This is a genomic window from Novosphingobium sp. KCTC 2891, assembly GCF_025938155.1.
Classification (GTDB): Bacteria; Pseudomonadota; Alphaproteobacteria; order Sphingomonadales; family Sphingomonadaceae; genus Novosphingobium.
Map to the genome: position 1 here is coordinate 202,979 of NZ_JAPCZG010000001.1, position 11,989 is coordinate 214,967.

An 11,989-nucleotide genomic window follows, 5' to 3' on the forward strand; every position below is an offset into this window, starting at 1 on the left:
GGTCTCAAACCCCCCAGATGTCGCGGGCGTATTCGCCGATGGTGCGGTCGGAGGAGAACCAGCCGACGTTGGCGATGTTGCGGATGGCGCTCGCGCGCCAGCCCTTCGGGTCTTCCCAGCGCGCGTCCACGCTGCGCTGGGCGGCGTGGTAGCTGTCGAAATCGGCGGCGAGCATGAACCAGTCGCTGTCATAGATGCCGCCCATCAGCGCGGCATAGCGCGTGGGATCGTCGGGGCTGAACACGCCGCTGGCGATGGCATTGATCGCCTGCTGCAATTCGCGGCTGCCCTCGATCACCGCGCGCGGGTCATAGCCGCTGGCGCGCTTTTCCATCACTTCGTCGGCGGTCAGTCCGAAGATCACGATATTGTCGTCACCCACGCGATCCTTGATCTCGATGTTCGCGCCGTCGAGCGTGCCGATGGTGAGCGCGCCGTTGAGCGCGAACTTCATGTTGCCGGTGCCGCTGGCTTCCATGCCGGCGGTGCTGATCTGTTCCGACAGGTCGGCCGCGGGGATGATCCGCTCGGCCAGCGTGACGTTGTAGTTCGGCACGAACACCACCTTGAGCAGTCCGCCGACCGAGGGGTCGGAATTGACGCGGCGGGCGATGTCGTTCGCCAGTTTGATGATCAGCTTGGCGTTGTGGTAGCTCGGCGCCGCCTTGCCGCCGAAGATCTTGACCCGCGGCACCCAGTCGCGCTCCGGATGGCTGCGGATCTGGTCGTAGAGCGCCACCGTCTCGACCAGGTTGAGCAACTGCCGCTTGTATTCGTGGATGCGCTTGATCTGCACGTCGAACAGCGCGTCCGGATCGACCCGCACGCCGGTCAGGTGCTTGATGTGCGCGGCGAGCGCGACCTTGTTGGCGCGCTTCACTTCGGCGATGCGTTCGCCCAGCGCGGCATCGTCGGCCAGCCCGTTCAGTTCGACCAGCTTTTCGGCATCGTCGAGGAAGCCGGGGCCGATCGCGTCCTTCAGCACCGCGACAAGGCCGGGATTGCACTGCTGCAACCAGCGGCGCGGGGTGACGCCGTTGGTCTTGTTGTTGATCCGCGTGGGGTAGAGCTGGTGCAGGTCCGAGAAGACCGTGGATTTCATCAGCTCGGTGTGGAGTGCGGCCACGCCATTGACGCTGTGCGCGCCGCAGAAGGCCAGGTTGGCCATGCGCACGCGGCGCTCGCCATGCTCGTCGATCAGGCTGATCGCGGCGATCTGCGCATCGTCCATGCCCGACCGGCGCGCCTCGCGCAGGACCCGGCTGTTGATCGCGTAGATGATCTGCATGTGGCGCGGCAGCAGCCGCTCGAACAGCGGCAGAGGCCAGCTTTCCAAAGCTTCGGGCAGCAGCGTGTGGTTGGTGTAGCCCACGGTCTGCCGGGTGACGTCCCACGCTTCGTTGAATTCAAGCCCATGGTCATCGACCAGCAGGCGCATGATTTCGGCCACGGCCACCGCGGGGTGGGTGTCGTTCAGCTGGATTGCGGCCTTCTGCGGCAGGGTCCGCACGTCGCCATGGTATTGCGCGTGGCGCCGCACGATGTCCTGGATCGAGGCCGAGGTGAAGAAATACTCCTGCCGCAGCCGCAGTTCCTGACCGGAGGCGTTGGAGTCCGCCGGATAGAGCACGCGGACCAGCGCGTCGGCGCGGGCGTCCTCCACCAGAGCGCCGACATGGTCGCCGGCATTGAACGTATCGAGCCGGATGGGATCGAGCGCGCGCGCGGTCCACAACCGCAGCGTGTTGACGCGCTTGCCGCGCCAGCCGACCACAGGCGTATCGAACGCGCTGGCTTCCACCTGCTCGGCGGGCTTCCATTCCACGCCGCTGCCGCTTTCGATCACTTCGCCGCCGAAGCCGATCCGGTACGCACTTTCGCGGCGGTCGAACTCCCAGGGGTTGCCGTGGCTCAGCCAGGTTTCGGGCAGTTCGACCTGCCAGCCATCGTCGATGCGCTGGCGGAACATCCCGTTCTTGTAGCGGATGCCATAGCCGTAGGCCGGGATGTCGAGGCTGGCGAGGCTTTCCATGAAGCACGCGGCCAGCCGGCCCAGGCCGCCGTTGCCCAGCGCGGCGTCGGGTTCCAGATCTTCCAGCGCGGCAAGGTCGAAGCCGTGGTCGGCCAGCGCCTTTTCCATCTCGCGCGTCAGGCCCATGTTCGACAGAGCATCGCGCAGCAGACGGCCGATCAGGAATTCAAGGCTGAGGTAATAGACCCGCTTGCCGCCCTCGTCGTAGGTCTTGCGCGTGGATTCCATCCAGCGGTCGATCACCGCATCGCGCAACGCGAGCACGGTGGCGGTGAACCAGTCGTGCGGCTTGGCCGCGCGCTCGTCCTTGCCCACGCGGTGGCGCAGGACGTCGATGATGTGGGCATCGATCTCGGCCGCGTTCGAGCCGGTGCTGAGGGGGATGTCGAGGCTCATGGCAATGCGCTCCACCTGCTGGGGCCTCGCCGGCACGAGGGCGATTGCCCCCGCGTTGGCGGGCCAGTGTTCCCGGCCTCTCAAGGCGCCTGCCGCCCGATGTCTCCGACCGGCGGCTTTTTGCCCCCGGTTCTCCCGCTGCCATGGGTAAGGCAGACTTCGCGTGTTCCACAAGCGCTCAGATTGCTGCGGTGCAAAAAAGAACCCGCCGCCGGCGCAGGCCGGGGCGGGTTTGTCTTGTTTTTACAGATGTTTGCTTAAGCGGAGCGCGTTTCGGAAATACGTCTTCGCGAACGTTTGCGGTTACAGCATTCGCCGCAGCGTGGCATCCTTCAGCGCGACGTGATGATAGAGCGCGGCGCCCACGTGCAGCACGACGAGGCCGGCAAAGGCGAAGCCGAGCACTTCATGCAGTTCGTGGCTGGCGCCGACGATGGCCATGTCCTTCGTCACGCCCAGCTTCGGCCAGTCGAACAGGCCGTAGATCGACAGCGGCCACTTGCCGGCCGAGGCGAAGATCCAGCCGGTGATCGGCAGGGCCAGCATCAGGATGTAGAACAGGCCGTGCGTGGCGGCGGCGAACTTGCGGAACGCCGGCTTGAAATCGACCGGGTAGTCGGGCGTGCGCCAGCGCAGCCGCCAGCCGAGGCGGACGAGCGAAAGCAGCAGGATCATGAAGCCGGTCGCCTTGTGCGCGGGCATCGATGCCCAGATCTTCTCGAACCCTTCGCCGAACAGGCCGGTCGTCAGGTTGAAGATGATCAGCGCCGCGATGACCCAGTGCAGCGTTCGCGCCAGGGCGTTGTAACGAACCGGATCGGCGATAGTTGCCATCAGCGTATCTCCACGCGAAGCCCCGCCCACAACGTGCGGGGCGCTCCCCAATCCATAGAGCCACCCGAATTGCGCGTCACCACCGTTTCGTCAGTCAGGTTCTCGCCGCGCAGCACCAGGCTGAAGACGCTGCCCAGCGGCACCTGCGCGAAAGCGTCGATGGTGGTGGCGGGGGGGAGGACGTCGGTTTCGAGATCGTCCTCGAACTGCGCGCCTACATGGCGAAGGGTGAGCGCGAGTGTCCAGCGGTCCGCAGGGCGCCAGCTGGCGGTCGCGCTCGCGGCCCAGCGCGGGGTTTGCGAGGGGCGCTTGCCGTCAAGCGCCTGCCCCGGTGCCTGCACTTCGGCATCGGTATAGCTGAACGATCCGCCGAGCGAGAACGCGCCTGCCGCCACCGCGCCGGCCAGCTCGATGCCGCGCGATTGCACGGCATCGACGTTCTGGCGTTCGCGCGTGGTGGCATTGATGGTCACGTTGGCGATGGCGTCGCGCACGCGGTTGTCGAACGCCGTCGCGCTCAGCGTCACGCCGGGCAGCAGGCGCAGGTCGATCCCGCCTTCGAAACCGCGCAGCTTCTCGTTCTGCAGCGCCGCGTTGGCGAGCGTGGTGATCGGAAACACCGTGAACGCGCGGTAGAGTTCGTTGAGCGTCGGCTGGCGCAAGCCGGTATAGGCAGCGAGCCGCAGGTCCACCGATTTCGCGGCGTGCACCACGGCGCCGCCGCGGAAGCTGCCATCCCAGCCCGAACGGTCGGGATATGCGATGTCCGACGTGACTGCGCCGGCAAGGTTGGCGCTCTGGAACGTGCCGCTGCGCACCGACCAGCGATCGGCGCGCGCGCCTGCCGTCAGCACCAGCGGGCCGACGCTCCAGTCGTCCTCGATGAACAGGCCGACGTCGCTGTTGGTGCCGCCCGCCTTGCGATGGCCGGACAGCGCACCGAAGCGGTAGGTGTCCTCGATCGTGTGCCCTTCGGCCGAGCGCCAGTCCGCGCCGAGCTTCAGCGCATGGCCGCCGCCCACAGGCGGGCGCACTTCGATCTTGCCGCCCGCGCCGGTGGAGGGCGTCTTGCGCTGATCCAGCGTGGGCAGGAAAGTGGTCGCGCTGATCACGCGGTTGTTGAAATCGCGCGACTGGAGGTAGCCGAGCACGTCGAACTGCCAGGCGCCGCGCCCGACCAGTCGCAAGCTCGCGTCCTGCCCGCTCATGCCGGTGTCCGCGCCCTTGAAGCGCAGCGTGCGGTTGTCCTCGAACGCTGCGACCCGTGCTTGCAGTTCGATGCCGGGGGCCAGCGGCGCGACCGCGCGGATGCCGGCAGACCAACTGTCATACCGGGCGCGGACCGACGCGGGGACGCGCTGGCTGTCCGGCGTTGTCCAGAAACCCTGACCCCGGTCCCAGCGTCCGGAAACGACAGCGAAACCTTCGCCCAGTTTTGGCGCGAGCGTGCCGGAAAGCTCGGTCTCGCCGCGATCATCGACCATGGCGCTGGCGTTCAGCAGGCCGAGCTGGTCCGCGCCGGCGCTGGTCAGGTCGATCGTGCCGGCCACGGCGCCTGCGCCGAACGCGCCCGACCCGCCCCCGCGGATTACCCGCGCCGAGGCCAGCCGTTCGGGCGCGATGGCCGAAAGCGGGATGTAGCCGAAGAACGGATCGGCCATCGGCACGCCGTCGAGCAGCACCAGCGTGCGGCTGGTGGCGTTGCCGCCCAGCGCGCGCAGCGTCACGCCCTGGGCCGAGGGGTTGGACGAGCGGCTGTCCGACCGGCGGAACTGCTGGAAGCCGGCGGCGGCGGACAGCGCGTCCTCGATCCGGCCCGAAGCCGCGATCAGCAGGCGGTCGCGGTCGATCTCTTGCACGCTGTAGGCAGGGGTGGCGGGCGTATCGGCAAGGCCGCGCCCGGTGACGACGATCTGGCTGGTCGGACTGGCGGGCGGCGAATCAGCCGGAGCGGGTGCTTCCTGCGCGGCGGCAGGAATCGCAATCAGCGCGGAAAGCGCACAGGCAGACATCAACGAACGCATCGGGACCCCTCGAACCGGCGAAACTTGCCGCGTTCCTAGCCAAGTCCTTGCCCCGCGCCAGTCTTTTCGGGCCTTGGTCGCGCGCTGGCCGCACAGGCCGAATGACCCTGCATAGCCCAGCGCCGCGAGCGGGGGGATGCGAGAAATGACGTATGGGCCATGCCGCGCCGCCGCATAGATTTGGTGTGCATCGCATCATCGAAGAGGAACCATGCGCGCTCAGAGACTCACCCACCTGGAACCGCAGGTCGTGGCCAAGATGAAGTCCGTCATCACGTGCCAGAAGCCCGACGTGATCCAGAACCATTTTGGAATCGGCCTGAACACCTGGGTCAAGTTGCGGGATGGCAAGGCAATCCGCCATTCGGTGGCGATCCGGTTGCTGCAAAGGCTGCAACGCGACGAGGTGATTTGACGATATCCACACCCGGCGGCGCGGTCGCCGCCGGGGCGTGCTTCGGGGGTTGAAGCCCGCTGCGTTGCAGTGCACAATGACAAGCGGCGCCGGTCAACCAACGGCGACCAGGGTCGAACAAAACAAATGAGCAGTGCGTTGGGGAGGGGTCCGGCGCGATGTGCCGTGATCCCGGCTAGTCCAATGAGGACCGGGCGACTGTCACCACCGGTGGCTGCGTGACCGTCTCGCCATCATCCGTGGTGCCTCCGCGCGGGGACGGGCGAGGCCGGATGGCGTTGGCGCTGCGGAAATCCAGCCCTGCCGTTGCCATGCTGCTGGCAGCCCTGCTGGCTATCGGACTGCTCGCCGGAGATGCCTGGCAGCCCGGCGACAATCCCGTGCTTCACCTGCTGACCGCGCTGGCCATCGTGTTGATGGGGATCGCGTGCCTTGCTTCGTGGCGGCCGCGTGCAACCGTTCCCGCATCGCAAGCACTGCCGGCCGACTCGCTCGCACAGCTGATGCGCGACAAGGAGGCGGCCGAGGCAGCCAATGCTGCCAAGAGCCGCTATCTCGCGAATGTCAGCCACGAGATCCGCTCGCCGCTCAACGCCATTTATGGTTACGCCCAGCTGGTGGAGCGCCAGTCCGGCGTCGACCCGCGCGAAGCGGCCCGCGTCATCCGCCGCAGCGCGGAACACCTGACCGATCTGGTCGAGGGCTTGCTCGATATCTCGCTGGTCGAAAACGGCGTGATGCGCGTGGCGCACGACGTGGTGCGCCTACCCGCGTTCTTCGATCAGATCGTGCGGATGTTCGGCCCGCTCGCTGCGGCGAAAGGCCTCTCGTTCCGGTTCGAGCCGGAGGGGCGCTTGCCCGAATTTGTTCGCACCGACCAGAAGCGGCTACGCCAGGTGCTGATCAACCTCGTCAGCAATGCGATCAAGTTTACCGAGGCGGGGCAGGTCACGCTGCGCGTGCGCTGCTCGGGGCAGGTCGCTGCGATCGAGGTGTGCGACACCGGGCCGGGCATCGCGCCCGAACACCGAGAGGGCATCTTCGCGCCGTTCGATCGCGGGGAACCGGGCGAGAACAAGGCGCAGGGCTTCGGCCTCGGCCTGCCGATCACGCGCGCCATCGTGCAGATCCTGGGCGGCGAACTGGACCTCGACAGCACCGTGGGCCGGGGTTCGTGCTTCCGTGTCCGCCTGCTGTTGCCGCACGTCGCCGGGCACCGCGAAAGCGACGAAGCCGCCGGGCGCGTCACCGGCTATGCCGGGCGCCGGCGCTCGGTGCTGGTGGTGGACGACGACGTTCGCCAGCTCGCCATCATGCGCGAAGTGCTGGAGGAAATCGGCTTCGAGGTGGCGGTTGCCCCCGATGGGGACACCGCCATCGCGCTCTGCGGCGGCCACGCCTTCGACCTTGCCTTGCTGGACGTGCAGATGCCTGGTCGGTCCGGATGGGACACCGCCGCGCACTTGCGCGCGACCTGCGGGAAGGGCCTGCGGATCGTGATGCTTTCGGCCAACGTCCATGAACGCGGCGGGCCGGAAGGCCACGTCGGCGCGCCGGATCACGACCAGTTCCTCGCCAAGCCGGTCGAGATCGGTGAACTGGTGGACAGCATCGGTCGCCAGCTCGGTCTCACGTGGACCCGCGCTGCGACCAAGGGCGAAACTGCGGGCGATGCGGCAGAAACAGCCGAGAAGCCGTTGTCGGAAGCCGCGCGCACGCACGTCCGGCGGCTGCGCGAATTGCTCAAGATCGGGCACGTGCGCGGCATCGAAGCGGAAATCCGCGCGCTCGAACAGGCGGCGCCCGAAGCGCACGTGCTGATCGCGATACTCTACGATTGCCTGGACCGGTTCGACCTTTCGTCGCTCGGCCGCAGGCTGGAAGGACTGTGACATGAGCGAAATTCCCCTGCGCCGCGACACGGTCCTGGTCGTCGATGACGAGCCAAATTCGCTCCGGCTGCTGACCGACACGCTCGAAGCGGGGGGGATCACGGTGCTCGTGGCAACCTCTGGTGCGGCCGCGCTCGACCTGCTGGGTCATGTGGTGCCCGATCTGGTGCTGATGGACGCGGTCATGCCCGGGCTGGACGGGTTCGAGACAACCGTGCGGATCAAGGCGAACCCCGTCACCGCGCACGTTCCGGTGATCTTCATGACCGGGCTGACCGAAAGCGAGCACGTCATCGAGGGCTTCGAGGTCGGCGGCGTCGACTACGTGCGCAAGCCGGTCAACGTCCATGAACTGCTCGCCCGCGTGCGCGTCCACATGGGCCACGCCCGCGCGGTGCAGGCCAGCACGACCGGGCTGGACGCGACAGGGCGCCTGATGATGGCGACCGACACCAGCGGTTTCCTGCTGTGGTGCACGCCACTGGCCGAACAGGCGATCCACCGGCTTGCGCCCGGATGGAGCCGCGACGATTCCGAACTCCCGCAAGTGCTGCGCCATACCGTGGAGCGCCTGCTCACGCGGCGCGACGCGCGCGGCGCCAGCGTCAAGCTGGAGCAGGGCGAGGGAACGCTGGAACTGGTGCTGATCGCGCAATACCGCGAAAACGAGGTCCTGATCCGGCTCAACGAGCTCAATCCGCAGTTTGACGCAGCGAGGATGCAGGAGCGGTTGGGGCTGACCGAGCGCGAGGCGGAAGTGCTGCTGTGGATCAGCTACGGCAAGTCGAACGCCGACATCAGCGACGTCCTGTCGATCAGTCCGCGCACGGTGCAGAAGCACCTTGAACGCATATACGAAAAGCTGGGCGTGGAAACCCGCGCTGCGGCGGCGGCCATCGCGATCAAGGTGATCGGGCAGTAACGCCTTCCGCCCCGGCGCCGTGCGAAAAGCGGCGCACCGGGGCGGTGCGCCTCACTTCTTCTTGGCGGCGATCGCCTCGATCTCGATCAGGAAATAGGGACCGGCCAGCGCCGCCACCTGGAAGGTCGAGCGCGCCACGGTGTTCGGGTTCTCGGCAGTCTTGAAGAACTGCTTGAAGCCTTCGTTTGCACCCGCGAAATCCATGTGGCCCAGCTTGGGGTCGGCCGCGACGAACAGTGTCAGCTTGATCAGGTCCGACATCGCATAGCCGCGGCTTTCGAGGATCGACTTGATCTTGCCCAGCACGCTGATCGTCTGCGTCTTGGTGTCGCCCAGATCATCGACCGACTTCACGTCGGCGAAAGTCTTGGCCGGATCGACCGGCGCTGCCAGCTGGCCCGAAAGGTAGATCAGGTCGGTGCCGGCCTTCACGTCGGCCGCATCGAGAATCAGCGCCGAGGGATTGGACTGGATCCGCGTGACCTGCGCCTGCGCGGTGCCGAGGGGAACAATCGCGGCGGCAAGCGCCGTGGCGGCGAGGGCGAACGTGCGGGGCGTGAACGTGAAGCGCATGGCTGGTCCTCGGTCTGTGGGTGAAGCGTCGCGGTGGTCGCACGGCACGCGAGGCGCGCAGCCGGACGGGGGGCGACTATCGTACGAATTTCCCCGTCGCGCCACACCGTAAGGCCGCCGGGCGCGAGCGTGATACGCTGATCGGCGTATGGGCAACCGCCCCCGAATGCGGTCCATTCCTCATGCTGCACCGCAAAAAGCCACGAGCGGGCCGTGCAGCGACGAGGGACCGGACAAGCGCGGGGCGAGGGCAATTTCTCCGCGACAAGTCAGAACAATCCGGCCTGGGGGGATGCGGGAAGCGGCACGACACATGGGGGTCCAGAGTATGTTGCCACTGTCCAGGATTGCATTTACCGCGCTTCTCGCATCGACCGCGATTTCCACCAGCGCTTTAGCACAGGAAGCGCCGGCAGAAGCGGAAGCCGCCGATAGCGGCGGTTCCGACATCATCGTTACTGGCACCCGCGTAACGGGCATGCGCGCGGCAGACAGCGCTGCGCCGGTGCAGGTCGTCGGCACGCAGGCGATGCAGAATATCGGCCAGCAGGACCTTACGCAGGTCCTTGCGCAGACGCTGCCGTCGCTCAACTTCCAGGCCTTTGGTGGCGATACCGCCAACCTCACGCTCACCGCTGCACTGCGCGGCCTTTCGCCCAACGACACGCTGGTGCTGATCAACGGCAAGCGCCGCCACTTCACCGCCAACCTCGCGGTGCTCGGCGGTTCGCCCTATTCGGGCGCGGCGACCACCGATCTCAGCTTCATTCCCACCAACGCCATCGGCCGTATCGAAGTCCTTCAGGACGGCGCCGCCGCGCAATACGGCTCGGACGCGATCGCCGGCGTGGTCAACATCATCCTCAAGAACCAGTCCTCGGGCGGCCTGTTCACCGTCACCGGCGGCCAATACTACGAAGGCGACGGCGAGACTGCCTCGGCCGCGCTCAACATGGGCTTCGCGCTGGGGGATCGCGGCTACGTCAATGTGACCGGCGAATACAAGTTCCACAACTACACCCAGCGCGGTGGCTGCGATCGCCGTTACTTCACCGAAGGCTGCGAGGTCCGCAGCGACATCAATCCGATCGACGCGGCAGGCGTGAAGGCCAACCCGTTCTACCCGCGCGTCAACAACATCCTCGGCGATGCGCGCTACAGCCTCTACAACGTGATGGTCAACGCAGGGTACGAGCTGACCGACAATGTCGAGGCCTATGCCTTCGGCAGCTACGGCAACCGCACCGCCTTCGCCTACGAAAACTACCGCCGCGCCACCCGCGTCTCCGGCGTGACCAGCGAGGGCGAGAAGGTCTACCCGCTCACGGCCGGTTTCAATCCGCAGGAAAGCCTGCGCGAGGAGGACTTCTCGCTCACCACCGGGCTGAAGGGCGATGCCTCGGGCTGGCTGTGGGATCTCTCGCTCACCTACGGTCGGGACTCGGTCGCGATCTCCACGGTCAACTCGGCCAACCCTGCGCTCTATGCGCAAGTCCAGTCGCAGAACCCCAACCCGGTCAGCCTCCAGCGCGATTTCTATGACGGCACGCTCGTCAACAGCGAGTGGGCGGTCGAAGCTGGCGTGACCAAGGATGTCGAAGTCGGCATGGCCAAGCCCCTGACGGTGGCGTTCGGCGGCCAATGGCGCAAGGACACCTACGCGATCCAGTCGGGCGAGTTCGCCTCTTACTTCGCTGGCGGTGCGCAGTCCTATCCCGGTTTCGCCCCCACCGATGCGGGTGCGAACAGCCGCACCGCCTGGGCGGGTTACGTCGATCTCGCGCTTGATCCGGTCGAAGGCCTGCACCTCGATCTCGCCGGCCGCTACGAGCACTATTCCGACTTCGGCAAGGTGTGGACCGGCAAGGCCACCGCACGCTACGATTTCAGCCCGGCAATCGGCATTCGCGGTACCGTCTCGAACGGCTTCCGCGCCCCGACGCTCGCCGAATCCTACTACTCTTCGGTCAATGTCGGCCCCGGCACGATCTTTGGCCAGTTCCCGCCGAACTCGCCGGCGACCGCCGCGCTGGGCTTCGGCAATCTCCAGCCGGAAAAGTCGACCAACTTCTCGTGCGGCTTCGTCACGCACCCGCTGCCGGGCTTGCAGCTCACGGTCGATGCCTACCAGATCAAGCTGAAGAACCGCATCGTCCCTTCGGCCGCGATCTTCGGCTATGACGGCAGCTACGGCGTCGTTTCGCAGGCGGTCATGGATGCGCTGGTGGCGCGCGGCATCGATACCACCGACGCCACGTCGTATGCGGGCATCAACATCTTCACCAACGGCGCGGACACCCGCACCCGCGGCGTGGAAGCCACGCTCGATTACGCCAGCGACTTCGGTGATGCGGGCAAGGTCAACTGGTCGCTGGGCTTCAACTACAACGAAACCAAGCTGCTTAAGATCAACCCGCTCCCCGCGGCGGTGACCAACGCCGATTATGGCCAGACCAATCTGCTCGATCTCAATTCGATCGACGGACTCACCCGGTCGACCCCGCGGGTCAAGGTGATCGCCAACGCGCTTTGGACGATCGGCGATTTCTCGATCAACCTGCGCGAGGCCATCTACGGCGTCACCAGCCAGGCGACCAGCTTCAGCGGCAGCGGCGCGGGCGGCGGAGCCACTGTCCTGCGGATCGGCACCAGCGCGATCACCGACCTGAACGTCGGGTACAAGATCACGCCGAAGATCCGCTTCGACGTCGGCGCCAACAACCTGTTCAACAAGAAGGCGCCGACCGTGCCGAACACCGATGGCCGTCCCACCAATGGCGGCAACATCTATGGCGCGCCGATCACTTTCACGCCGTGGGGCATCAACGGCGGTTACTACTACGCCCGCGCCACTTTCACGTTCTGACGCATACCCCCCGTCCCGGCCGTACGCTTCCCTTG

8 protein-coding genes are annotated in these 11,989 nt (G+C 66.6%); 4 read left to right on the forward strand and 4 right to left on the reverse strand.

The genetic code is table 11. The features are described from left to right. Positions 1–4 precede the first annotated feature (4 nt). From OLX02_RS01020 to OLX02_RS01030, 3 genes are all read right to left on the reverse strand, one after another. Positions 5–2,428, reverse strand: a complete 2,424-nt coding sequence (locus OLX02_RS01020) for a glycogen/starch/alpha-glucan phosphorylase (protein ID WP_264419478.1) — start codon at positions 2,426–2,428, stop codon at positions 5–7. A 303-nt stretch (positions 2,429–2,731) separates the two neighbouring features. Beyond that, entirely contained in the window at positions 2,732–3,262 is a 531-nt protein-coding gene (locus tag OLX02_RS01025) for a cytochrome b (protein ID WP_264419479.1), read from the reverse strand. After that, positions 3,262–5,286 carry a TonB-dependent receptor gene (locus tag OLX02_RS01030; protein WP_264419480.1) on the reverse strand — a complete coding sequence of 675 codons (2,025 nt, stop codon included), beginning with the start codon at positions 5,284–5,286 and terminating at the stop codon, positions 3,262–3,264. The genes OLX02_RS01025 and OLX02_RS01030 overlap by 1 nt, the downstream gene beginning before the upstream one ends. 250 nt (positions 5,287–5,536) lie before the next feature. On the opposite strand from OLX02_RS01030, the gene OLX02_RS01035 reads away from it, so the two are divergent. From OLX02_RS01035 to OLX02_RS01045, 3 genes are all read left to right on the forward strand, one after another. Next, positions 5,537–5,701 carry a hypothetical protein gene (locus OLX02_RS01035; protein WP_264420331.1) on the forward strand — a complete coding sequence of 55 codons (165 nt, stop codon included), beginning with the start codon at positions 5,537–5,539 and terminating at the stop codon, positions 5,699–5,701. 272 nt (positions 5,702–5,973) lie between these two features. After that, entirely contained in the window at positions 5,974–7,593 is a 1,620-nt protein-coding gene (locus tag OLX02_RS01040) for a hybrid sensor histidine kinase/response regulator (RefSeq protein WP_264419481.1), read from the forward strand. 1 nt (position 7,594) lies between these two features. After that, a complete protein-coding gene (locus OLX02_RS01045; protein ID WP_264419482.1) occupies positions 7,595–8,515 on the forward strand; it encodes a response regulator in 921 nt (306 codons plus the stop codon). Positions 8,516–8,566: 51 nt separating this feature from the next. Here OLX02_RS01045 and OLX02_RS01050 read toward each other — a convergent pair whose 3' ends face one another. Further along, positions 8,567–9,088 (reverse strand): Rid family hydrolase, encoded by a 522-nt coding sequence (locus OLX02_RS01050; protein WP_264419483.1) that lies wholly within the window; start codon positions 9,086–9,088, stop codon positions 8,567–8,569. Positions 9,089–9,416: 328 nt separating this feature from the next. Between OLX02_RS01050 and OLX02_RS01055 the strand changes: the two genes are divergently transcribed. After that, positions 9,417–11,954 (forward strand): TonB-dependent receptor plug domain-containing protein, encoded by a 2,538-nt coding sequence (locus tag OLX02_RS01055; protein WP_264419484.1) that lies wholly within the window; start codon positions 9,417–9,419, stop codon positions 11,952–11,954. The last annotated feature ends 35 nt before the right edge of the window (positions 11,955–11,989 follow it).